Origin of the sequence: Hyphomicrobium sp. CS1BSMeth3 (assembly GCF_900117415.1) — a bacterium.
Lineage (GTDB): Bacteria > Pseudomonadota > Alphaproteobacteria > Rhizobiales > Hyphomicrobiaceae.
In genome coordinates this window covers 335,445-357,759 of record NZ_FPEI01000003.1, presented here as the reverse complement: position 1 = coordinate 357,759, position 22,315 = coordinate 335,445, and the positions used below count along the sequence as shown (strand labels likewise).

Here is a 22,315-nt window from a genome sequence, read left to right as displayed (position 1 = left end):
GGCTTGCGCCCAGCTTTGCCGCAAAGCTGTACGATTGTGCGGCGGAACGCTCGGACAGGCGCCACATTCCCATTGCATGGGATGGAACGTCATGACTGCGCAGGTGACATCCTCCTCAGGCCACGCGCCGCCGCCCCCGGCAGCGCCAGGGCCGCCGCGTCCAGCCCGCCGCCCGCCGCCCCGTAGCTGGTGGTCCTTTTTCGGGGCGGTTGCGACCTATGCCGGCCTCGCCCTGGTGTTCTTCGTCGTTGTCGCGGCCACTTTCTTGTTCCTGGCGCCGCCGGTCGATTTTGCCCGGGAGCGCGCGATCTCCGAATTCCGTGCGCGAACAGGCTATGTGCTCGAGCTCAACGGCATGAGCTCGCTGCGCCTGTTGCCGGCCCCCTCGGTAGAGTTCCGCGACGTCGTGGTCGCGACGGCCGAGGAAGGGGGCGCGCCGGTGCTTCGGGCGGAATCAATCGAGGTCGAATTTGTGATCTGGCCTCTGCTCAGGGGCAAAGTGCAGCCCGAGCGGATCACGGTAAAGCGGCCGCAGCTCGATCTCATCGTCGGACCCGATGGCCGCCGCAGGTGGCTGAAGGCTGACCAAGGTGAGGGCCAGGTGCGGACAAGGCGCCTCGCTCAGGTGATCCGCGACGGCACGGCCGGCCGCTTCTCGACGCCGGCGCTCCACGAGGAGGGCGAAAAGTTGCCGCTCCCCGACGCTCGCGGAGGCAACCGTGCGGAAGCCTTGGGATCCGGCGATCTCACCATCAGCATCAGCGATGGCATCGTGCGCTATCGCGATCTGCGCACTGGCAGCCTCACGCAGGCCGATCAGATTCAGCTCCGGCTGACGCGCCGGGACGGCCGCAAGGAAGAGCCGGTCAGGGTGCGCGGCAGCCTCGCGTTCAACGGCGAGAACGTGAAGGTCGAGCTCGGCGCTGATCCCAATGCACGCAGCGCGCGCAGCCTGGAAAAAGTCTCGCTGCGCCTGTCGGGCCGGCACGGCAGCGCAGGCTACGCGGGAGCCGTCCGCTTCGCGGATCAGGCGAGCTTGAGCGGGATGCTGGATGTCGCGACGCCCTCGGTGAATGAGGCCGGTCGGTGGCTCGGCCTGCGCATGCGTGATGGATCCGGCTGGACGGGCGGCGTCGCACTCAAGGGGCGGATCGATGCCCAGGAGGGCCGCGGCCGTCTGGAGGGAATGCAACTCAAAGCCGAGGGCATCGAGGCCAGCGGGCGCATCGAGGTGAGCCTCGCCGAGCAGCGTCCGCGCTTCGCTGCGGATCTCGCTTTTGCCGAGCTCGATTTGGATCGCTTGCGTGCAGCGGGTGATGACGCGCGGGCGCGACGGGGTGAGGAACGGGAGCGCAGCCGCAGTGTTCGGCGCGTCGAGGCCTCGCCGGCCCCGCCGCCCTCAGCCAAGCCCGGGGAGAATGCTTCCGGTGAGGCAGCCGGTCGCGAGGGGCGGGGCCCGCGTGAATGGCGCACGGATCCGATCGCCTTTGCCAACCTCAGCGGTGCGGATGGCGAGGCGCGTCTGAGCGCGGCCCGTGTCGTGTGGCGCGGTGCGGTCCTCACGCAAGCAGTCGGTGCCCTGTCGCTCTCGGATGGCACGATGAAGATCGACATCCGCGAGGGGGCGCTGCACGGAGGTAAAGCACGAGGGATCATCACGGCCTCGGCGGCGGGGCATATCGGCATCGACCTTGCCCTCGACGGCGCAAACGCGCTCGAAACGCTCGGCAATGCGGGGCGTTTCGAGGTGCTCGACGGCCCGGCCCGGATAGGGCTCGCGGTTGCGGGGCAGGGGGCCACGGAGCAGGAGATCGTCGGCTCGCTCGCCGGCACGGCCTCCCTCGATATCGCCGACGGCGCCATCGTCGGCTGGAGCGTCGAGGACATCTTCGCGAGCGTTCGCCGCCTCGAGCTGCCGAATCTCGATCGCAATCCCGCGGCGCGGACGCCTTTCTCGCGGCTCTCTGCAGCCCTGACGATCAAGGACGGCATCGCGACGGCCAAGGACATGCGGATCGTCGCGACGCCCATCAGCCTCGACAGTGCCGGCACGATCGACCTGCCGGCCCGCACGCTCGATCTCACGCTCAATCCGCGCCTCGCCGAGGGAGCAGCGACGGGCGCTGCGAGCCGTCTCGCCGGGCTCACGGTGCCGCTTCAGCTCCAGGGGCCGTGGCATCGGCCGCGCCTCAGAGGCGACTATCAGCGCATCTTGAGGAGCTCGCAGAAGGTCCTCGATGGCGTGCGCGATACCGCTCGCGGCATCAAGGACGAGGACATCGACAAGGCGGCAAAGCGCTTGCTCGGCGACTCGCCGGAGGCCGAGAAGGGCGCCAAGCGGGCCAAGGAGCTGCTGAAGCGATTCCTCGATCAGTGAGCCGTCAGCCCGGTGCTCGGCCGACCCCGAGCGCACCGATTTTTGTCGCCTGAGCCCCCGGTCGAAACTTTTTTGCCCCGTGGGGACAAAAGGTCTTGCGTGGGGGGGCGATTGGCCTCATATGACCGGTCTCCGTTCGTCCACCTGCCCCAAAGGTCAAGGATCTCCTGAAACCCCTAAGGTAAGGAGCGGACGGGTCACATCTGTCTGCTGGTTGGGGAGGGTCACATGGCCTTTGATGACACCCTCTTCCAATTGGGGATGGACTTGACTCGTTCAAGCCCCGCCCAAAAGGAAGACCTTGTTTTCACTGCACCCGTCGCGAACGACGACCGTAAGGATTTCTTCGTTGAGCGAGACGGTGTGAGGTTTGCGGGTTCGCACCTCATCATAGATCTGTTCGGCGCCAAGCGTCTCGACGACGCGCCGTACATCAAGACGACGCTCGAGCGCTGTGCCCGGGCGGCAGGCGCGACGCTGCTGAATGTGCACCTTCACCCGACGTCGCCGAAGGGCGGGGTCGCTGGGGTGGCGGTGCTGGCAGAGTCCCACATCACCATCCATAGCTGGCCCGAGGCTGGCTATGCTGCGCTCGACGTGTTCATGTGCGGCGATACCAAGCCGCATCTGGTCGTGCCGATGCTCAAGGCGGCGTTCGATGCCGCCGACGTGCAGGTGAAGGAGCATCGCCGCGGCGAGGCCCTCGAGCCGAGGCGGTGGCAGGCGGCAGCCCGTCAGCCGGTGTCGTTCGACAAGGCCAAAGCCGCTCGTCGGCGTTCGCGTCAGCGCCAGGCGGCCTGACGTCAACCGCCGGCCCAACCAGCCAAAGAAACGCGCGCTTTCCGGAGACGGAAGGCGCGCTTTCGTTTTGGAGCGGCGGCGAGCAGCTGGCATAGCCTGAGTTGATCGCGTCCACTTTACGATCGATCCCGGCCGACGCGCGCATCAGGTGCAGAGATCTAGACCGATCTGGTTCGCAGCCGGCCCTCGTAGTCGCCTTTTCCGATCGGCACGCCACGTGTGCGCAGGATGTTGTAGGCCGTGACGGCGTGGAAATAGAAGTTGGGGAGCGAGTACGAGAGGAGAAAGGTATCTGACGTGAAAGCCAGGTTCCGAGGAGCCCAGGCCGAAGTGGAGGCGTTTTGCGCGTCGACTGGTCGGAAGACGTCAATGTTCAAGTTTTTACCGGACCAGCCATTGACCTGTTCGGGGGTGAACGCCTCCAATGCTTTTACGGCTTGGTCGACCATGTCCCGTAGATCGGCGAAAGGCATCGCTCCGACGAGAGGCGGTGGAGCGAACACGCCGGTCTTCACAGCCTCCAGCCCCCACACGGCATGATGCGTCAGGGCTTCGATTTGGAAATGAAAAGGTGCCATGTCGGGGAAGAGGCGGGCCGTGACGAGTTGTTCCAGATCCGCCCCGGTCTCGGCGCAATGTCTGGTCGCGCGGTCGAGAACGCCTCCGACGGCCCGTGCGGTCTGCAGGAAGGTTGGAACGCTAACGTCGTAGAGTGTTGTCGCAGGAATTGCCATGCTGAAGCGTACCATGAAGCGGACGAACAAACACCAGTTGCTGGCACTCGCACTGACGCTCCCTTATGGTCCTGTGCGGACTTGGCATCGGGAAGAAAGTGCCACGCCGACCACGTAGTAGCGACCATTCCATGCACTACCGCGCTACCCTCGAAACAACCGCTCAATCCAGCGGCTCGTCCTCGAACTCGATGCCTTCGCCCCGCGTCGGGTCGGGGAGTTCGTCGAGGTAGTTGTCCCACAGGGAGTCGATGTGACGGGCGGCCTCCGCAGGCGGCAGCGTCCTGATCCAGCCGTCCTGTCCAATGTTGACGACGCCGTCATTGACCAGCCGGTCGAGCGCGTCGTGGAGGTCGAAGTTGAGGTTCAGCCCGAACGTGTTGAGGAGCTGCTGCTCGATGGCCGCATCGACATCGGCGAGCTCGTTGACGTGGACGGTATCCTTGGCGAGCACGCTGTAGAGGAGCATCTCCTCCTTGATGTCCTCCTCGGCCGCACGGTCTGCGAGCACGGTCATGACGCCGCGATTGTCGGCGAGCGCATGGAAGTACAGGTTCTGCGCCATGGTGACCATGTACTCGTTGCGCTTGTGAATGAACTTCATGCCCTGACGGAAGGCGAGGCCGCCGAGCGTGGCGACAGCGCCGGCAAGTGCAATCGGGTTCGCGGCCACCATGAGCTTCGTCGCCGTGCCGACGACGCCCACACCGAAGCCGCCGCCGGCCGTGACCCCGAGCCGCAGCTTGTCGAAGAGACGGAAGCGCACGGTCGTATTGGGGAAGCACATCTCGATGTCGGAGCGCGGGATGTTCTTGAAGAGCTTCAGATAGACCGAGTCCGCGCTGATCTCGGCGCCGAGCGAGCCGCGCAGCTTGCGCACGATGCGCTCCGCCGCCTTGCGATCGCACTGCTGCTGCTTCATGACTTCATCGATGCGCTGCTCGATGGGCTTCAGCTTGAAGAGCAGGAACAGCCGCTGGAAGATCGGCACCTCATACTCTTCCTTGAAGAGGTAGAGCTTGCGCGCATCGCGGCGATGGAGCCGCCGCTTTGTGGCGCCCCGGTAGTAGATCATCAGCTCATCGAACGCGTGCATGTCGACCTGCAGGTCGAGCCCGTAGTGGCTGTCGGACGTCAGGATCAGCTTCACGTCGGCGGGGTCGATGCGGGTATAGTTCGCCTGCTCGAGCAGCATCTGCGTCTGCTCCATGAGGCGCTGCTGGAGCGTGGCCTTCTCGGCGTCCGTGTACTTGCGCGTAACGAGGAGATCGCTGTCGGGATTGAAGGGCTCGTAGGTCTGGCCCATCTCGAGCAGGTGCGCGGAATAGGAGGCCTGGCGCCAGTAGTCGAGATAGCGGAAGAAGCGGCGCGTCTCCTTCGCTTCGCTGCCGCGCCAGGACTGCGGTCGCGTGAGGCGCTCCATCAGAGCCGCGCGCGTCACGGGGATGAACTTCTCGCGGTCATCGGCGTGGGCGAGGATCTCCTCGATGATGTCGTCGCGGGGCTCGTGGGGCGCAGGGGCCTCGGATGCAGGCGCGGTGCCGGCGAGCGGCGTTTCATCCGGCGGAGAGGGTTCGGCAGAGCGCGCCGTTCCATGGTCCCGCGACGCTGGTGTGAGCACTTCAACTGCGGACATGCGGCCCCCCTTGGATCCTCGCGCATCCTTCGCGGCCAATGCGCGAGCCGCGAAAATCGGTCAACACCGTCTTCCAGCGGCCGGACTGGCGTCAAGCTCGCAGGAGACTGGAGAGGATTTATGACCGGCGCTGAGATAAGTGCGCCACGCTATCGCGAAGCGCGCGGGCAGCAGGCCGATGCCCCTCTCTCCATCTGTGGAAAGAGGGGAACATCTGCCGACGTATCAGGGGTTGTTCAGGCGCCGCCGAAACGGCGCTGCCACCAGCCGCGGCGCGGCGGCCCTTCAGGCTCCGACGGCTCCTCCGGCTGCACTTCCTTGGAGGCCGGCTCGGCAAGAGCCACGGTGCCGTTCGCACGCGCCGGTTCGCGCTGGGGGATTTCGGCGGGCGACGGAGGTTCTGCGGCTGCAGCGGGAGCTGCAGGCGCTGGTGCGGCCGGCACGGGTGCTGCGGGTTCCGGCTCGGGCTCGGCCGTCCGCGCTGGCTCTTCGGGCTCCGGCTCCTGCACGGCGCCTACGATTTCCCACGTGATGCCCTGCGAGGTGACGCCATGATCAGGAGTCTCCAGCGCCGCTTCATCGCGCCGCCGCACAGGCAGGTTGCTCCACGAGCCATGCGGCTGGAAGGATGGATCGACGTGCGGCTGCTCCGCTGACGGATCTGCGGGCGAGCCGGCAATGACGCTGCCATCGGGGGCTGTTGCGCCCTCGCGATGACGCGAGCGACCACCGCGCCGGCCGCGACGCCGGCGGCGACCGCGCCCGTTGCCATCGCCTTCTTCAGAGCTGCGGCCGCCCTCGTGCGGCTCCTCGGAGCGCGCTTCCATCTGGTCGTGCTCGGAGACTTCCGCCTCGTCGCTTTCGCCCATTGCTTCGGCGTGCGAAGCCACGTCTTCGACGGCACCGTGAGGCTCCCGCGCTTCGCCGCCGGTTTCCTGCCGGTCGCGGCGTCCGCGTCCGCGACGACGGCGGCGACGCGACCGCTGCTCGCCGCCTTCTTCCTCGCCATTGGCGCTCTCGCGCGCCTCCGTCCGGGGCGCGGGACGTTCCTCGGCCTCGTCTTCTTCGGCTTCGCTGCCATCGAAGCCCCAGTCCATGCTCACGACGCTGCGCTCTGCCCGGCGCGGCGTGCTCGCTGCCGGCTCGCTGGTGCGCTCGATGGCGAAGTTCGCGCCCTGCATGCGCTCGCTGGCCTGGACGCTGACAAAGATGCCGTAGCGCTGCTCGATCTCGGAGATGAAGCCGCGCTTGTGATTGAGGATGTAGAGCGCGACGCTCGCCGTCGTGAGCACCGAGATCGAGGTGACCGGCCCCTTCATGAGGTGGTCCTCGATGCCGCGCAGCACCGCGAGGGCGACGGACTCCGTCGAGCGGATGATGCCCGTGCCCTGGCAATGCGGACACTGCGAGGTCGAACCTTCGAGCACGCCCGTGCGCAGGCGCTGGCGCGACATCTCCAGGAGGCCGAAGTGCGAGATGTGGCCGACCTGGATGCGCGCGCGGTCATGGCGCAGCGCGTCCTTGAGGCGACGCTCGACGGCGCGATTGTTGCGCTTCTCCTCCATGTCGATGAAGTCGACGACGATGAGGCCGGCAAGGTCACGCAGCTTGAGCTGGCGGGCGATCTCGTCCGCAGCCTCGAGGTTCGTGCTGAGCGCCGTCTCCTCGATCGAGAACTCGCGGGTCGACTTCCCCGAGTTGACGTCGACGGCGACGAGCGCCTCGGTCTGGTTGATCACGAGATAGCCGCCCGAGCGCAGCGTCACGTAGGGGCTGAACATCGCGTTGAGCTGGCGCTCGATCTGGAAGCGCGAGAAGAGCGGCTCAGGCTCGCGATAGGGGATCACACTGTCGGCATGGCCGGGCATGAGCATGCTGAGGAAGCCGTGCGCCTCCTCGTGCGCCTCATCGCCGGCGACGAGCACCTGGTCGATGTCCTTCGAGTAGAGATCGCGCAGCGAGCGCTTGATGAGATTGCCTTCCTCATAGACGAGGCAGGGCGCCGTCGAGCGCAAGGTGAGATCGCGCACGCTCTCCCACAGGCGCAGCAGATACTCGAAGTCGCGGCGGATCTCCTGCTTGGTGCGCGCGGCGCCGGCCGTGCGGATGATGAGGCCCATGCCCTCCGGCACCTCGAGCTCCTCGGCAATGGCCTTGAGGCGCTTGCGGTCCTGGGCGTTGGTGATCTTGCGCGAGATGCCGCCGCCACGGCCGGTGTTCGGCATGAGGACGGTGTAGCGGCCGGCGAGCGACAGGTAGGTGGTCAGCGCGGCGCCCTTGTTGCCCCGCTCCTCCTTGACGACCTGCACGAGGATGACCTGGCGGCGCTTGATCACCTCCTGGATCTTGTACTGGCGGGCGCGGCGGCGCTGCGGGCGCTCGGGCACCTCCTCCATGGCGTCCTCGGCGCCGACCTGCTCGATGGATTCGGGCGTGGCACCGTTGCTCTCGACTTCGGTGACGCCGACCTCCTCGACGAGGCCGATCGACTTGGGAGCGTCATCGTCAGCCGAGGGCTCGGACGTGAATTCGTGCGCCTGGGCGTGGCCGACCTCGATCGTCTCGACGGTCTCGATCACGGCCTCTGCCGGGGTGCTCAGGCTCTCCTCGCGCGGGTGGGCGAGCTGGGCGGCCGGCGGCGCGTCGGCGCCGAGATCTTCTACGGCGTCGTCGGAAACGGCAGCCTCGGCTTCCGCCTCATCGTCATGATCATGAGGTTCGGCGGCGTAAGGCGCGTCGTGCGCGTGCTCGTCATCCTCGACGTGGTCGTGGCCGTGCTCGTGCTCAAGGGCTTCGGCATTCTCGCCGGCTTCTGCGTCGGCGGGCCGGCGGTTCTGCCGATTGCGGCCGCGGCCGCGCTTCTCGCGCCGCTCGGCCCGGGCATCGGCTTCACGCTCGGCGCGCGCCTCCTCCTCGACTTCCTCGTCGATGAGCGCCTGACGGTCCGCGAAAGGGATCTGATAGTAGTCGGGGTGGATTTCGCTGAAGGCGAGGAAGCCGTGGCGGTTGCCGCCGTATTCGACGAACGCGGCCTGCAGCGAAGGCTCGACCCGCGTCACCTTTGCCAGGTAGATGTTGCCGCGTAACGGCTTGCGCGAAGCAGACTCGTAGTCGAACTCCTCTACCCGGCCTCCCCTGAGTACCACCACCCGGGTCTCCTCCGGGTGGGTGGCATCGATAAGCATTTTGTTCTTTTCCATGGTCTTTGATCCTGGGCGCGCCGCCCGGGGCTCGTCGTCCTGTCGCGCGTGCGAAGGGGGCTCAGCGAGTGCGCGGGCCTGGGGCGCGGGTTGGCTGATGGCGTGATTGCAGACGGAGCCATCCACCCCCTCGCGCCCGACGCGCGGAATGCGGTCACCTCAGCGGTGGCCGCTCCGGCGTGCGCAGCGCCCCGCCACGCCCGGAATCCGGGTGCGGATAGGGTCGGCTGGGTGAAGCTCCGGTGTCTCATTGATCCTCGAAGGGGCTTTGCACCCCTTTGGTTCTTGATAGTTCCGTTGTTCGGCCTCTTGCGAGGCGCGTCAGCTCGAAACTGCTCACAAACGGCGCCCCGAGGCCGTTCAGGCTGCGAGGGGCCGCAATTTGAGCCGGAAGTCGAAAAACTCCGGCAAGCCATGTGTCGTAGGCGCCAGCGCGCTCGCGCCGTCGGGCTCGCCCCTGGACGGGTCATGTCGCCGAGGCATGAATGGCGGCATAACGAGCTGAAACGACATCGAAACTGCGGCCTGGGGCCCCGCGCTCAGCGGTGAGCTTCTGCGACGCGGCCCGAAACCGGGCCACAGTCCTCCTGAAGCCTCCTCCGCGGTTCAATGCGGGGCGCTCCATGCAGCTCGCGCTCAACGGCTTGGCGGGAAACGAACAGGTCCCAGCAGCAACTCGTCGCGGCAAGAACGACACACTCGAATATCTCTACGACCTTGCCCCTAGCGAGGCAAGCGCCGCGGAGGTCATATGCTGGCACAGACGATCACTTTGCATGTGCCTGGAGACACAAGTGGTGTCGATTCGGCCAAAGAATGGTTAACTTCGGCCGACGAGAGGGGAAAATAGTCCCGAACGAGCAAGGACGATGCGTTCACTGGCGTGGCGGCTGATGGTGGCGTGCGCACTCGCTTTGGCGGGCGGCGTTGCGGTGTCTCGCCCTGTCAGCGCCCAGGAATCAACGCACGTCAAGACCATGCCGTCGCCGCCCCCGGCGCCGCCTCCCGCCGCTGAGGTGAGTTCAGTTTCCCCTGCGGTTCAGCCTCCTGCACCCTCCATGGGACCAGTTGTCGCAGATGGCGTGTCCCTCACGGGCGATCATACGCAGACGCGCCTCGCGCTCGATCTGGCAGGTCCCGTCGAGTACCAGGTCTTTCGTCTCAAGACCCCCGATCGGGTCGTGATCGACATCTCCAATGTCGAATTCACGATGCCGCCGGCTGCAGGCCGCAATGGGCGCGGCCTCGTGCAGGCATTCCGGTTCGGCGCCTTCGCACCGGGCAAGGCGCGTGTCGTGATCGAGACTGCGGGTCTCGTCCGGGTCGAGGCGACGCGGCTCATTCGGGACGGGGCGCGCGGACGCCATCGCCTGGAGCTGGATCTGGTCCCCTCGCGCTCGGCCGATCTCAGCGAAAGCGAGGTGGCGGCGGCACGTGAAAGCGCGGCGCGGCTGCAACTCGGGGATGCGGCCCCGGTGCCCCCGCCGCCAGGACCTCCCCCGTCGCCGCAAGCGCGGCGTGCGCCTGTGATCGTCATTGATCCCGGCCATGGCGGCGTCGATACGGGGGCGCAGGGAACTGCGGGAGTCGAGAAGGATATCGTCCTCGCGGTCGGGCGAGCGCTTGAGCGCGCCCTCAACGCGACCGGCCGCTATCGCGTGGTGATGACGCGCACGGGAGATGCGTTCGTCCCGCTCGAGCGTCGTATTCGCATTTCGCGCGAGAACGAGGCGCAACTCTTCATTTCGCTGCACGCCGACTCGCTCGAAGCCCGCGAGCTGGCCCATATAATACGTGGCGCCACGATCTACACGCTTTCGCAGAGCGCTTCCGACGAGCGGGCCCGCCAGCTAGCCGACAAGGAGAATGCTGCGGACATTCTTGCCGGCGCGCACATCGCAACCGACGCCGTTCAGGACGAGGTCAAGTCCATCCTGTTCGATCTGATGGCGCGCGAGACGGCCGGCCTGTCGCTCAACTTCCGCCACCTCGCCGCCAAGCGGATGCGCGGTAACATCCAGTTCAGCCGCGATCCGCAGCGTTCGGCGAACTTCCTCGTCCTCCGGCAGGCGGAGACCCCGGCTGTGCTCATCGAGCTCGGCTATATCAGTCACACGGAGGACGAGAAGCAGATGCTCTCGCCGGAGTGGCAGCGCAAGGTCGCGGGGGCCATCACCACGGCTATCGACGACTTCTTCGCCGCCAGCGGGAAGATCTTTCGTTAAACTTTAAAAAAAGAGGGCCGCACGTCGAGGCGCGGCCCAAGTCCAGGGAGGAAATGCCCGAAGGGCACCACGACACCCACGGTCTGGCCGTGGGCGGCGTTCCTCCTGAGCTGGTGTGCCAAGTGCCAGATTACAAGGGGGCAATAGTCAGCTCCCGGGGTAGGTGTCACGCCGGCGCATCACCCGCCGTCGCGGGACCGGGCAGGGCTCGGCGCCGACATCAGCCGCTCGAGGCGCAGGCTCGGCACCAGAAGAAAAACCAGCGCTCCGGCCATCGAGCTCAGCACGGCGAGGCCGAAGGAGGCCGTATAGCCGCCGAACAGCTCGTGCAGGAGGCCCGACGCCCAGGATCCCAGGGCCGCCCCTATGCCAAGGCCGAGCGAGAGTGCGCCGAAGATGCTGCCGACGCCGCCGCCCGGATAGAGCACCGAGACGAGCGCGACGAGGATCGGCCCGCGGGCGCCCTGCATGAGACCGAAGCAGACGACGAAGGCGTACATCAGGAACAGCGAGGGCGCGTGCACGGTAGCGATCAGCGCAAGGACGCCGACGATCGTGATGACGTAGGACAGCGTAACCGTGATGAGGCGGCCGAAGCGGTCGGACATCCAGCCGATGGCGAGAATGCCGAGACTGGACAGCAGACCCATCATGCCGAAGGCGCCGGCGGCGAGCAGTGGCGCAAATCCGCTCTCGATGAGCGCCGCGACGGACTGCGGCAGCACGGCATAGGCCGCGAGCGAGGTGAACAGGTAGGCCGCGAAGAGGCCCCAGAAGGCGCCCGTGCGCATGGCAACCGAGACCGGCCAGGGATTGCGGTTTGCGGTTCCCGACTGGGCGCGGCGCCGCTCCTGCCAGGCGGGCGAGCCGGCCGTGATGCGGCCGAGCGGCAGCATGATGACGAAGGGGAAGAGTGCGAGCACGCCCGCGCCGATCAACTGGTGGCTTACGCGCCAGCCGTACCACCCGATGAGGAGCTGGGCGAGCGGCGGGATCGCGATCATGCCTGCGCCGACGGCCGCATAGGGGAGCGACATCACCGAGCCGATGCGGTTGACGAACCAGCGGCTCAGCAGGCTCGAGGCCGCGACCATGCCGAGAGAGGCCGCGCCGATGCCGCCGAGCAGGCCGACACAGATGTAGTAGTGCACGATGTGTGTCGCATAGCCCGCGAGGAAATAGCCCATGCCGAGCGAGAGGATGCCGAGGCCGTACGTTGCGCGCGCGCCGAGGCGGTCGATGAGCTGGCCGGCGAAGGGCGCCGTGCAGCCATTCGCGAGCATGTAGATCGAGTAGGTGAGCGTGATCTCGGAGCGCGAGACGGAGAGGCCCTCCTGCACCGGCAGGAGGAACACGGCGAACGTCTCGGTCACGCCGCGCCCGATCGTGTTCATGACGAACGTGAGGACGAGGATCATCGCCAGGAAGAAGCGCGTCGCATCGCCGTCTCCCGGGCGGCCGTGCATATCGTCGCTCAACGTCGCTATCCTCCGGGCACGGCCGCGCGAGCCGAGCCCTCTGCCGGCCGGCTTGCCGCCATCAGAACGGCGAATGTCGAGCGAAGTAAATGCTCCGCCGCGGTTGACTGGGTTTCGGTCGGCGCGGGCCTGGTGCGTTGGGAAACTAGTTGAGCATGAGGTCCGGCAGGAAGGTGACGATCTCGGGGAAGGCGATGAAGATGCCGATCGCGATGAAGTCGGCGATCACGAAGGGCAGCGCGCCTTGGAACACCGTCGTGAGCGGGATGTCGCGGCGGACGGCGCCGACCACGAAGCAGTTGAGCCCGATCGGCGGTGTCACGAGGCAGACGCCGGCCATCTTCACGACGATGATGCCGAACCAGATGGGGTCGTAGCCGAGCGCGATCACGGCCGGATAGAACACCGGCAGCGTCAGCAGCATCATGCCGATCGCGTCCATGAACATGCCGAGGATGAGATAGACCAAGAGCATGCCGATGATGATGACGACCGGAGGCACAGGCAGGTGCACTACCCATTGCGAGAACGCTTCAGGAAGGCCGGCAAAGCCGAGGAAGCGCACGAAGATGAGAATGCCCCAGATGATCGCGAAGATCATCACGGTCAGCTTGGCCGTCTCGAGAAGCGCCTCGTTGAGCTGGGAGACCTTCATGCGGTTCATGAGCGCGACCACGAACACGACGAAGGCGCCAAGTGCGCCGGCCTCCGTCGGCGTGGCCCATCCGAAGAACATCGCCGAGAAGATGATCACGATCACGCCGATGACCGGCAGCGTGCCGGGCAATGACGTGATGCGCTGGCTCCATGTGTAGCCGTGTATCGGCGCGCCCACCTTGGGATTGATGATGCTCCAGACGACGACGATGCCGGCATAGCAGACGGCCGAGATGAAACCTGGAATGAAGCCTGCGATGAGGAGCTTGCCGATCGAAGCCTCGACGATGATCGCATAGACGACCATGATCGCCGATGGCGGGATGAGCGCGTCGAGCGTGCCGCCCGCAGCGACGACGCCGGCGGCCAGGCGCTTGTCGTAGTTCGCTTTGAGCATCTCGGGAATGGCGACGCGCGCGAAGACCGCAGCGGCGGCCGTCGATGCGCCCGAGACGGCCGAGAACGCGGCAACGGCAAAGATCGTCGCGATGGCAAGTCCACCGGGCATCCAGCCCATCCAGGCCTTTGCCGCCTCGAAGAGCGACTGCGTCATGCCGGCGTAGAAGGCGAGATAGCCGATGAGGATGAACATCGGCAGCACGGAGAGCGTGTAGTTGACCGACTTCGAGTGCGGGATCGTGCCGACGAGGCCCGCGCCCGGTCCCCAGCCGATGATCGCGATGCAGCCGAGAAGGCCGACGAGCGCTGCAGCGAGGTAGACCCTCACGCCGCCCACGACGAGCACGAGGAGTGCGACGCAGCCGAGAAGGCCAAGCGTAAAATTATCGAGGACCATCGACCTTGCCTTCCTCGTTCCCGTTGAGATGGACGCCGGCCGCTTCCACGTCGCGCCGCGCCTGCTCTTCCACGTCGATGATTTCAGGCACGCCGATCGGTTGAGCCGTCGGATCGATGACGAGGCGGAGGTAGCCCCAGAGGCTCACCAGCAGTCGTATGAAGAGAAGCGCTAATGCGGCGGGCACCACCATCTTGGAGGGCCACCAGAGGAGCTGGATGTCGATCGTCGAGTCGCCCGAGGTGTAGGCGCGCATGGCGTGATCCCAGCTATACTTCGTCAGTACAGCGCACACGAAAAGGCCGACGATGACGCCCGTCAGCTCGAAGAGCCAGAGCGTGCGGCCCTTCAGGTAGTTGACCAGGATCTCCATGCGGATGTGGCCGCCGAGACGCTCGGTGTAGGCGAGACCGAGGAAGACGAGGAACGTCATCATGATCTCGACGATGTCGATGTAGCCGAGGATCGGCAGATTGAGCAGCTTGCGCGAGAGGATCTGCGCGACGCCGAGCATCATCATCAGGAAGATGCCGAACCCCGATATCAGTGCGGTGCCCCGCTCGACGAGATGGACGGCGCGATCGATCGCGCCAAGCGCGCCGCCCTCCCCGGGGGCGGTCCCCATGACTTCTGCGCCCTTCATGAATTGCTTCCTGCGGTCAGTGGAATTTGCGAGCAGGTCATGGACGGCGCCCCACATCGGGTCGCCGTGGCGGCGCAAAGGCGCGCCGCCATGGCCCATCATGCGGTGAGATCAGAGAGCTACTTCTTTTCCTTCTTCGCCTTCTCGATCTCGGCGAGAAGCGTATCGAGCACGTTCTGTGCGTCGAACTTGTCCTTGTTGTCGACCACCCACTTGTCCCACACGGGCTTACCGGCAACCTCACGGAAGCGCTTCAGCTCGGCTTCCGAATAGAGGACCTCCTTCAGCTTGGCCTTGAACATCGGGAGGTTCTTCTTGTCGATCTCGACGTAGGCGTTGATCTGGTCCTTGTAGCCCTGCGGCAGCGCTTCCTCGAGCAGCTTCTTGTACTGCGGCGGCAGCGCGGCGTAGGCATCCTTGTTGATCACCGCGGCACACTCGGACGTGCCCGGCGACATGTTGTTCGTGAACCAGTTGGAGATCGTGTGGAGCTGATAGGAAGCGTGCGCGTAGGTGTAGGGCAGCGACACCGCATCGATCGTGCCGCGCTCCATGCCGGTGTAGGTTTCCGTCGCGGGAACGGTCGAAAGCACCGCGCCGAGGATCTTCATGGCATCGCCGAGACCGCCGCCGGCGCGCACACGCTGGCCCTTCCAGCCTTCGAGCGTCTCAGGCGGCTTGCCCTTCCCCATGAACTCGTACTGCGGCAGAAGGCCGGACTTGTAGGGCATGGCATTCCACTGATCCATGTCCTTGATGAAGGCCGGATGCTTCATCATCGCGATACGGACCTTGGTCCCGATCTCCCAGTCGCCGAGATCGAGGAACGGGAGCGTGAAGACCATCCACGCGGGGTTCTTGCCGGGGTGATAAAAGTTGCAGAAGTGCGCCACCTGGAAGGCGCCGAGCTTGATGCCGTCGAGGTTCTCGCGGTCGCGCGAGAGCGCCTCGCCGTAATGCATCTTGATCTGGAACTTGCCGCCCGTGCGGTCGGCGAGCTGCTTGGCGACCGACTCCATGCCGGCGGTAAAGGCGCGCTGCTTGCCCCAGGTCGAGAGGTTCCAGTTGACCGCTGGGCCATCGACAGTTTGCGCAGTGACGCCCGTGCCTAAAAGCGCAGCGAGCGCACCCGCGGCAAGCGGGGCAGCGTACTTAAGGCTCATCTTCTTCCTCCCAAGTGCGGTATCAATTTTTTGTGTTGAGGGTAGCCTAGTTCGAACAGGCAGCACCCTGCAACCGCTTAAATCGTACGGCGTAGGAGGAACTAGAAGGGAGGCCTATTTCGCGCCCGCAAGCGCTACGACTTCAGCGAGCAGCTTCGCGTCTACGTTGATAACGCCGGCGGCCACCTGCTCGCGGAGTGCGAGGCGGCGAGAGCCCGGGAGACGGGCGCCTTCGTCATCCTCGATGAGGCTGGCGAGCACAGCGAAGCGATCAGCGAACGTATCGGCACCGGCAAAGCCTGCAGGATCGATCGCGATGAGCAGTTGCCCCGCGCCCGGAGGCGGGCCCTCGGCATCGAGGAAGGAGCTTGCCTCGAAGGCGAAGTTCGCGCCCGTCAGCGCCACGGCCAGCGTTTCCACCATCAGCGCGAGTGCGGCGCCTTTCGCACCTCCAGCGGGCACGAGCGTGCCGGCGAGTGCGGCTTTGGCATCGGTCGTCGGCTGTCCGTTCGCATCAACGGCCCAGCCGAGCGGGATGGGCTCGCCCTTCTGCGCCGCTGTGACGATCTTGCCGCGCGCGACTTCCGAAAGGGCCATATCGATGACGAGCGGAGGCGCGTCGCGCCGCGGTGCTGCGAAGGCCAGCGGGTTCGTACCGAATACGGGACGTTTGCCGCCCCATGCCGCCATGGCCTGCGGCGTATTCGAGACCGTCAGCGCGATGAGACCCTTCTCCGCGAGACGCTCCACATGCCGGCCGGCCACGCCGAAATGATGCGAGCGCACGAAGCCTGCTGCCGCAATGCCCGTCTCCGCTGCGACTTTCGGCAGCTCGGCAATGGCGAGGTCCATTGCCGGATAGGCAAAGCCGTTCGCCACATCGATCATGAGCGTCGCGGCGCGCGTGCGTTTGACCTTGGGCGTTGCGTGCCCATCCACCTTGCCGGCGCGCGCCTGCGCGGCGTAGCTCGGGACGCGCGAAAGCCCGTGGCCTTTCTGGCCGTCGATCTCGGCTTGTGTGAGCGCGCGCGAAACCGAGGCGGCATTGGCCGCACTCGTATTCGAGGCTTGAAGCGCGCGCGTAATGAGTGCTTCGAGCTCTGCAGCGGTGATGGATTTCGTCATGGGCTCACTTACAGCGTTACGGGGCCATAGTTCGGAGCCTTGCCCCAGATCATGAGGCGATAGCCCTTTCTGAGACCGAGCTTGAAGTAGGGATCGTTCTCGACGAGCGCGACGGCTTCCTCGCGCTTCTCCACTTCGATGACCCACAGGCCGCCGCAATACCACTCATCCGGATCGGGGCGGAGGCCGCCACCGATCAGAATGCGGTCGCTGTGCTCGGCGAGATAGTCGAAGTGGGCTTGGTGATGGTTCTTGCGGATCGGATCGCCGATCTCGCGCGGATGATCTTCGAAAAGTGCGACCCAGCGGGCCATGTCGGGCTTCCTACATCTCAGGTGAATTCCAGCAGGCGGCGCATCTCGGAGAACATCTCGCGTTTGAGCTCCATGCCGATGCCTGGCGTGCTGTGCGGCTTGGTGTGGCCGTCCACGACAGGAATATCGTCGGCAAAGCCGCCATACGGCTTGAAGACGCCGGGATAGCTCTCGGTCCCGCCGAGCTGGAGACCCACGGCCATGTTCAGCCCGAGCTGATGCCCGCCATGCGGGACCGTGCGCCGCCGCGCCCAGCCGGCGCGCTCCGCCATGTCGAGAATGCGCAGCGTCTCCGTCAGGCCGTAGCAGAGCGAGGGATCGGGCTGCAGCCAGTCGATGTGCGTGCGCATGCCGCCGTGGCGCACGAGATTGCGGAAGTCCTGCACGGAGAAGAGATTCTCGCCCGTCGCGATCGGCATGGTCGTCGCATCGCAGAGCACGGCGTGCGCCTGATAGTCGAGCGGATCGACCGGCTCCTCGAACCAGCAGAGATTATATTTCTCCATGGCACGCGCATAGGCGAGCGCGGTGTCGAGATCGAAGCGGCCATTGGCATCGACGGCGAGGTTCTGTCCGTCACCTGCAATTTCCAGTGCCCATTCGATACGCTGCATATCCTCGGCGAGCGGCGCGCCGCCGATCTTCATCTTCATGAGCTTGTAGCCGAGGTCGCGGCACTGGCGCATCTCGTCCTGCAGGCCCTGCTTCTCCTTGCCGGGGTAGTAGTAGCCGCCGCCGGAGTACACGAGCACACTCTCGTCGTGCTTGCCGCCGTTGCAGCGCTCGGAGAGGAGCTGCCACAGCGGCTTGCCGAGGATCTTTGCCGTCGCGTCCCACACGGCCATGTCGATGCCGCCGGCCGCGAAGGCGCGATCGCCATGCCCGCCGGGCTTCTCATTGCTCATCATGGCCGTCCAGATGGCCAGCGGATTGAACGTGCCGGCAGCTTCGTCGCGCAGCTTGGCCGCATCGGCTTCGAGAATGCGCGGCGCCAGACGCTCGCGGATGATCCCGGACTGCGCGTAGCGGCCATTCGAGCAGAAGCCGTAGCCGATGACCGGTTTGCCCTCGCGGATCACGTCCGTCTCGACCGCGACGAGGCTGATCGTCATCTTGTCGAAGGAGATGACGGCATTGCGCATGGGCGAGTGGATCTTCGCGACGGCATCGCGAATGCGGGTGATCTTCATCGGATCTCTTCTCGTGTTACGGGTGTGCTGAGGTCGACAACATAGCGAAGGTGCGGCTCGGGGCCAAAGTGTTCGTTGACGAATGTATCGACGTATTTCCCGCCATTGCGCCCGATGACGCGCTGTGAGGCGAGATTGTCCGGGTCGGTCGTGATTTCCAGCCGCCCGAGGCCCTGGGATCGCGCGTCGATCAGCATCTGCCGGAGCGCCTCGGTCGCGTAGCCGCGTCCCCGCTTCCAGGGCACGACGGCATAGCCGATGTGGCCGAGCACGTGTGAGGGGAGCGCGTCCGTGCCTTCCTGCCAGCGCAGTGAGATGCTGCCGCAGAACTCGCCGTCCCATATCCAGCGCGCAATGAAGGGCAGTTTGGGGACGTTTCTGCCATCCGGCAGCGTGATCGTGCCGCCCTGCATGCTGAGACCCGCGATGAACGCCGCAGGATTTTCCCGGATCGCCGCAAGCTGCTCGCCGGAGACATTGCGGACATTGTTCGGCGACCAGCCCGTCTCCAGCGCCGCAACGTAGGAGGGCAGGTGGTCCATGGATGGGACGACGAGCTGCATGGGAGACTGGACCTCCAAAAAAAGCAAAGCGCTCAACCCGGGGCCGGGTTGAGCGCTCACTGTGCAGAGCAAAATCCGGCGACGTTATGCGCTGCGATAGAGTTTCGTCATGACGAACTCGCGATGGCCGAGGGCCTCCGCCGCCGTCAGGCGCCCGTTCGACGTGCGCACGATCATATCGATCAGCGCATCGCCCGCCGTGTCGAGCGTCATCTCGCGGCGCAGAATGCCGGTCACGTCGACGTCGATGTGCTCGGGCATGGTGCGCAGCGTCTTCGGATTGGCCGAGATCTTGATCACCGGCACGATCGGATTGCCGATGATGTTGCCCTGGCCCGTCGGGAACGTATGCACGACATAGCCACCGGCCGCCATGAGCGTCACGCACTCGGCCGCGGCCGAGGACGTGTCCATGTAGTAGAGGCCGGCACCCTTGGCCGGCGCCTCCGCCGGCTTCAGCACGTCGATGAACGTGCAGTTGCGGCCGATCTTCTCGAGATTGCCGAGCGCCTTCTCCTCGATCGAGGAAAGACCGCCCGCGATGTTGCCCTTCGTCGGCTGGCTCTCGGAAAGATCATCGACCTTGTTGGCCTCGATGACCTCGTCCTGATAGGCCTTGAAGGTCTTCATCCACTTCTCGCCAATCGCCGGTGTCGCCGCGCGCTTGACGCAGATGTGCTCGGCGCCCGTGATCTCGCTCGTCTCGCCGAAGACACCGTAGATGCCCTTGGGGATGAGCTTGTCGTACATGTTGCCGACGGTCGGGCACGAGCCGAGGCCGGTCGTCGTGTCGCTCTCGCCGCACTTGGTCGAGACCCAGAGATCGGAGATATCGCACTCCTCGCGCTTGAGCTCGGAGGCCCACTGCACGAACTCCTTGGCCTTGTAGGAGGCCTTGGCGATGATCGCGATGTCGCCGTGGCCTTCGATGCCGAAGCCGACGACGGGCTTGCCGGTCTTGGCGATGCCCTTCACGACGCGGTCCGTCCAGCCATCCTCGATACCGATCACGACGACGGCGGCGACGTTCGGGTTCGAGCCCGCGCCGATGAGCGTGCGGAAATGCAGCTCGAGGTCCTCGCCGAACTGCAGGCGCCCGTAGTGGTGCGGGAGCGCCATCGTGCCCTTGATGTTGTTGGCGACGGCCTCGCACGCCGCGTTCGACAGGTCGTCGAGCGGCAGGATGATGACGTGATTGCGCACGCCGACGCGGCCGTTCTCGCGGCGCCAGCCCCAGAACGAGAGGTTGGAGCTGCCGGCCGATGACTTACCCTTCTTCGTTGCCATGTGGCCTCACTCCTACCAGCGCTTGGTCTTGTGATTGTGGACGTGCACGTGCTCGCCCTCTTTGGCGTTGCCGATCATGCGGCCGACGTCCTCGCCGTACTTGATGACCGTGTCGCCTTCCTTGAGATCCTTCAGCGCCACCTTGTGGCCGATCGGGATGTCGTGCTTGGCGGTGACGTGGATCGTGGTGTCATTCTCGGTGATGACACCGAGCATCTTGGTCCCGGCCTTGAGGTCCTCGACGACGACGACGCCGACGTTGTCCTCGGGGCTGTGGACCAGGAACTGGGGAATATTGGATTTGGACACGGGCCCTTTCTCCCTGGGTGGCGTGCGGCGGGTTTGCTTTCCGCACATGACGCGTCCGGCAAAGTCTTATATAAGACTTCGCAGGTGACAATGACCTAGCCGGGATCAGGGTCGTGCGCAAGCCTCGTTTGGAGCCGGAAGAGAATGGCGGTCCGCTCTATGCGCGGGTCAAGGCCATCGTCCTGGCTCGGATCATGGGCGGGGACTGGCCCCCCGGGACCGCCATTCCCGCAGAAATGGAGCTCGCGCGGGAGCTGGGCGTCAGCCAGGGGACGGTGCGCAAGGCGCTCGATGCACTTACCGCCGAGCAGGTCGTCGTGCGCCGGCAGGGCAGCGGCACCTACGTGGCCGAGCACACGCCCGCGCACATGCTGTTCCGTTTCTTCAATATTTACGACGAGAGCGGCGCCCAGGTCCTCCCCGACAGCCAGCCGGCGCGGGTTACGACCGGAGAGGCCAGCACGGCCGAGCGGCAGCGTTTGGAGCTCGGCGAGGGCGCAAGGGTGATCCGCATCTCGCGCATAAGGACCCGCGGTGGCCGCGCCTTCATGGATGATCGCATTGTCCTGCCGGAGGCTCTCTTTCCGGGGCTGGCGCAGGAGGCCGAGATGCCGAATACGCTCTACGACCTGTTCCAGAAGCGCTATCGCATTCACGTGGCCCGCACCGAGGAGCAGGTAACCGCCGTCGCCGCCACGGCCCGGCTCGCCGAACGCCTCGACGTGAAGCCAGGGTCTCCTATCCTCGCCATCGACCGGATTACGTATGATCTGAGCGGGCGGCGCATCGAATGGCGGCTCAGCCATGCTCATCTGGACCGCGCCCACTATTTCGCGCGCCTCTGAAGGCTCCGTGCATAGCCCTACGGCACCATCCGGCTGGCCAAAGCGGGCGAGGCGCGATATTCCGGGCGCACATGAATTTCCCCTGCGCGCTCAAGCGCGCCAACAGCGAACGCGCGCTCAGGCGCCAACAGCGGACCGGATAGGACGACGCATGGCAGCACACCCCGCCTACGAGACCATCAAGCTGGAGATCGGCCCGGACAAGGTCGGCATCATCACAATGAACCGCCCCGATGCGCTCAATGCGATGACCACGCAGATGATGCGGGAGCTGCGCGACTGCTTCATGCAGTTCTACATCGACCCCAATCAGGTGGCCTGCCTTGTCATCACCGGTTCCGGTGATCGCGGGTTCTGCACGGGCGCGGACCTCAAAGAGCGCAAGGGCATGACCGACGAGATATGGCGCCAGCAGCACGCCGTTGTCGAGCAGATCGGCCGCGCGATGATGGACTGCCCGGTGCCGATCATCGCGGCGGTCAACGGCCATGCCTATGCCGGCGGCCTCGAGATCGCGCTCGCCTGTGATTTCGTCTACGCCGCCGAGCACGCCCGCTTCGCGCTGACCGAGGTCACGCTCGGCATCATGCCCGGGCTCATGGGCACGCAGAACCTGCCGCGAGCCGTCGGCGTGCGCCGGGCCAAGGAGATCATTCTCACCGGCACGCCCTTCACCGCGATCGACGGCCTTGCCTGGGGCATGGTCAACAAGGTCGTGCCGGGTGCCGAGCTCATGAGCGAGGTGCTGGCCGTCGCGCGCAAGATCGCCAGCAATGCGCCGGTCAGCGTGCGCCAGGCCAAGAAGTCCATGGACCGCGCGAGCGACCTCGGCCGCGCGGACGGCTATGCCTACGAGATCGAGGCCTACAACCGCACGGTCGTCACCGAGGATCGCCAGGAAGGCATCAACGCCTTCAACGAGAAGCGCAAGCCGGTCTACAAAGGCCAGTGAGATCTGAGGAGGCAGACGCC

Annotated in this window: 18 protein-coding genes; 5 read left to right on the top strand and 13 right to left on the bottom strand. The window is 65.6% G+C overall.

Going from position 1 to position 22,315, the window contains the following annotated elements:
• The first annotated feature begins 91 nt into the window (after positions 1 to 91).
• Positions 92 to 2,377: an AsmA family protein gene (locus CS1BSM3_RS03290; RefSeq protein ID WP_174263617.1), complete on the top strand. Its 2,286-nt coding sequence runs from the start codon at positions 92 to 94 to the stop codon at positions 2,375 to 2,377.
• 228 nt (positions 2,378 to 2,605) lie between these two features.
• Positions 2,606 to 3,178 (top strand): adenosylmethionine decarboxylase, encoded by a 573-nt coding sequence (gene speD, locus CS1BSM3_RS03285; RefSeq protein ID WP_072385530.1) that lies wholly within the window; start codon positions 2,606 to 2,608, stop codon positions 3,176 to 3,178.
• 158 nt (positions 3,179 to 3,336) lie between these two features.
• On the opposite strand, the gene CS1BSM3_RS03280 is transcribed toward speD, so the two are convergent.
• From CS1BSM3_RS03280 to CS1BSM3_RS03270, 3 genes are all read right to left on the bottom strand, one after another.
• A complete protein-coding gene (locus CS1BSM3_RS03280) occupies positions 3,337 to 3,912 on the bottom strand; it encodes a DUF1993 domain-containing protein (protein WP_072385727.1) in 576 nt (191 codons plus the stop codon).
• A 163-nt stretch (positions 3,913 to 4,075) separates the two neighbouring features.
• Positions 4,076 to 5,548, bottom strand: coding sequence for a DUF3754 domain-containing protein (locus tag CS1BSM3_RS03275; protein ID WP_072385529.1), 1,473 nt, complete (start codon positions 5,546 to 5,548; stop codon positions 4,076 to 4,078).
• 236 nt (positions 5,549 to 5,784) lie between these two features.
• Complete coding sequence (locus CS1BSM3_RS03270; RefSeq protein ID WP_072385528.1) at positions 5,785 to 8,748, bottom strand: Rne/Rng family ribonuclease; 2,964 nt, start codon at positions 8,746 to 8,748, stop codon at positions 5,785 to 5,787.
• A 1,058-nt stretch (positions 8,749 to 9,806) separates the two neighbouring features.
• Here CS1BSM3_RS03270 and CS1BSM3_RS03265 point away from each other — a divergent pair.
• Entirely contained in the window at positions 9,807 to 10,973 is a 1,167-nt protein-coding gene (locus CS1BSM3_RS03265) for an N-acetylmuramoyl-L-alanine amidase (RefSeq protein ID WP_174263616.1), read from the top strand.
• 179 nt (positions 10,974 to 11,152) lie between these two features.
• On the opposite strand, the gene CS1BSM3_RS03260 is transcribed toward CS1BSM3_RS03265, so the two are convergent.
• The 10 genes from CS1BSM3_RS03260 to CS1BSM3_RS03215 form a co-directional block, all read right to left on the bottom strand.
• Complete coding sequence (locus CS1BSM3_RS03260) at positions 11,153 to 12,451, bottom strand: MFS transporter (protein WP_143149055.1); 1,299 nt, start codon at positions 12,449 to 12,451, stop codon at positions 11,153 to 11,155.
• A gap of 145 nt (positions 12,452 to 12,596) precedes the next feature.
• On the bottom strand, positions 12,597 to 13,904 hold the full coding sequence (locus tag CS1BSM3_RS03255) for a TRAP transporter large permease (RefSeq protein WP_072385526.1): 1,308 nt from the start codon (positions 13,902 to 13,904) through the stop codon (positions 12,597 to 12,599).
• Positions 13,891 to 14,547: a TRAP transporter small permease subunit gene (locus CS1BSM3_RS03250; RefSeq protein WP_210188739.1), complete on the bottom strand. Its 657-nt coding sequence runs from the start codon at positions 14,545 to 14,547 to the stop codon at positions 13,891 to 13,893. The genes CS1BSM3_RS03255 and CS1BSM3_RS03250 overlap by 14 nt, the downstream gene beginning before the upstream one ends.
• Positions 14,548 to 14,666: 119 nt before the next feature.
• Positions 14,667 to 15,710: a TRAP transporter substrate-binding protein DctP gene (gene dctP / locus CS1BSM3_RS03245; RefSeq protein ID WP_072385525.1), complete on the bottom strand. Its 1,044-nt coding sequence runs from the start codon at positions 15,708 to 15,710 to the stop codon at positions 14,667 to 14,669.
• Positions 15,711 to 15,824: 114 nt separating this feature from the next.
• The gene (locus CS1BSM3_RS03240; protein WP_072385524.1) at positions 15,825 to 16,835 is read right to left on the bottom strand and encodes an Ldh family oxidoreductase; all 1,011 of its coding nucleotides are present in this window, start codon (positions 16,833 to 16,835) and stop codon (positions 15,825 to 15,827) included.
• Positions 16,836 to 16,843: 8 nt separating this feature from the next.
• Positions 16,844 to 17,149: a YciI family protein gene (locus tag CS1BSM3_RS03235; protein WP_072385523.1), complete on the bottom strand. Its 306-nt coding sequence runs from the start codon at positions 17,147 to 17,149 to the stop codon at positions 16,844 to 16,846.
• Between the two features lie 17 nt (positions 17,150 to 17,166).
• Positions 17,167 to 18,339, bottom strand: a complete 1,173-nt coding sequence (locus CS1BSM3_RS03230; RefSeq protein WP_072385522.1) for an enolase C-terminal domain-like protein — start codon at positions 18,337 to 18,339, stop codon at positions 17,167 to 17,169.
• Positions 18,336 to 18,902 (bottom strand): GNAT family N-acetyltransferase, encoded by a 567-nt coding sequence (locus tag CS1BSM3_RS03225; RefSeq protein ID WP_072385521.1) that lies wholly within the window; start codon positions 18,900 to 18,902, stop codon positions 18,336 to 18,338. The genes CS1BSM3_RS03230 and CS1BSM3_RS03225 overlap by 4 nt, the downstream gene beginning before the upstream one ends.
• Positions 18,903 to 18,986: 84 nt before the next feature.
• The gene (locus tag CS1BSM3_RS03220) at positions 18,987 to 20,189 is read right to left on the bottom strand and encodes a UxaA family hydrolase (RefSeq protein WP_072385520.1); all 1,203 of its coding nucleotides are present in this window, start codon (positions 20,187 to 20,189) and stop codon (positions 18,987 to 18,989) included.
• A gap of 12 nt (positions 20,190 to 20,201) precedes the next feature.
• Positions 20,202 to 20,498: a UxaA family hydrolase gene (locus tag CS1BSM3_RS03215; protein WP_244540411.1), complete on the bottom strand. Its 297-nt coding sequence runs from the start codon at positions 20,496 to 20,498 to the stop codon at positions 20,202 to 20,204.
• A 113-nt stretch (positions 20,499 to 20,611) separates the two neighbouring features.
• Between CS1BSM3_RS03215 and CS1BSM3_RS03210 the strand changes: the two genes are divergently transcribed.
• Positions 20,612 to 21,343: a GntR family transcriptional regulator gene (locus CS1BSM3_RS03210; RefSeq protein ID WP_072385518.1), complete on the top strand. Its 732-nt coding sequence runs from the start codon at positions 20,612 to 20,614 to the stop codon at positions 21,341 to 21,343.
• A 151-nt stretch (positions 21,344 to 21,494) separates the two neighbouring features.
• Positions 21,495 to 22,295 carry an enoyl-CoA hydratase/isomerase family protein gene (locus CS1BSM3_RS03205; RefSeq protein WP_072385517.1) on the top strand — a complete coding sequence of 267 codons (801 nt, stop codon included), beginning with the start codon at positions 21,495 to 21,497 and terminating at the stop codon, positions 22,293 to 22,295.
• The last annotated feature ends 20 nt before the right edge of the window (positions 22,296 to 22,315 follow it).

What these genes read in the sequence shown, in the direction of transcription:
- dctP (WP_072385525.1), bottom strand. Translation starts at nt 15,710, where the DNA reads ATGAGCCTTAAGTACGCTGCCCCGCTTGCCGCGGGTGCGCTCGCTGCG.
- CS1BSM3_RS03290 (WP_174263617.1), top strand. Translation starts at nt 92, where the DNA reads ATGACTGCGCAGGTGACATCCTCCTCAGGCCACGCGCCGCCGCCCCCG.
- CS1BSM3_RS03250 (WP_210188739.1), bottom strand. Translation starts at nt 14,547, where the DNA reads ATGAAGGGCGCAGAAGTCATGGGGACCGCCCCCGGGGAGGGCGGCGCG.
- CS1BSM3_RS03275 (WP_072385529.1), bottom strand. Translation starts at nt 5,548, where the DNA reads ATGTCCGCAGTTGAAGTGCTCACACCAGCGTCGCGGGACCATGGAACG.
- CS1BSM3_RS03220 (WP_072385520.1), bottom strand. Translation starts at nt 20,189, where the DNA reads ATGGCAACGAAGAAGGGTAAGTCATCGGCCGGCAGCTCCAACCTCTCG.
- speD (WP_072385530.1), top strand. Translation starts at nt 2,606, where the DNA reads ATGGCCTTTGATGACACCCTCTTCCAATTGGGGATGGACTTGACTCGT.
- CS1BSM3_RS03255 (WP_072385526.1), bottom strand. Translation starts at nt 13,904, where the DNA reads ATGGTCCTCGATAATTTTACGCTTGGCCTTCTCGGCTGCGTCGCACTC.
- CS1BSM3_RS03280 (WP_072385727.1), bottom strand. Translation starts at nt 3,912, where the DNA reads ATGGCAATTCCTGCGACAACACTCTACGACGTTAGCGTTCCAACCTTC.
- CS1BSM3_RS03205 (WP_072385517.1), top strand. Translation starts at nt 21,495, where the DNA reads ATGGCAGCACACCCCGCCTACGAGACCATCAAGCTGGAGATCGGCCCG.
- CS1BSM3_RS03230 (WP_072385522.1), bottom strand. Translation starts at nt 18,339, where the DNA reads ATGAAGATCACCCGCATTCGCGATGCCGTCGCGAAGATCCACTCGCCC.
- CS1BSM3_RS03225 (WP_072385521.1), bottom strand. Translation starts at nt 18,902, where the DNA reads ATGCAGCTCGTCGTCCCATCCATGGACCACCTGCCCTCCTACGTTGCG.
- CS1BSM3_RS03270 (WP_072385528.1), bottom strand. Translation starts at nt 8,748, where the DNA reads ATGGAAAAGAACAAAATGCTTATCGATGCCACCCACCCGGAGGAGACC.
- CS1BSM3_RS03235 (WP_072385523.1), bottom strand. Translation starts at nt 17,149, where the DNA reads ATGGCCCGCTGGGTCGCACTTTTCGAAGATCATCCGCGCGAGATCGGC.
- CS1BSM3_RS03265 (WP_174263616.1), top strand. Translation starts at nt 9,807, where the DNA reads ATGGGACCAGTTGTCGCAGATGGCGTGTCCCTCACGGGCGATCATACG.
- CS1BSM3_RS03240 (WP_072385524.1), bottom strand. Translation starts at nt 16,835, where the DNA reads ATGACGAAATCCATCACCGCTGCAGAGCTCGAAGCACTCATTACGCGC.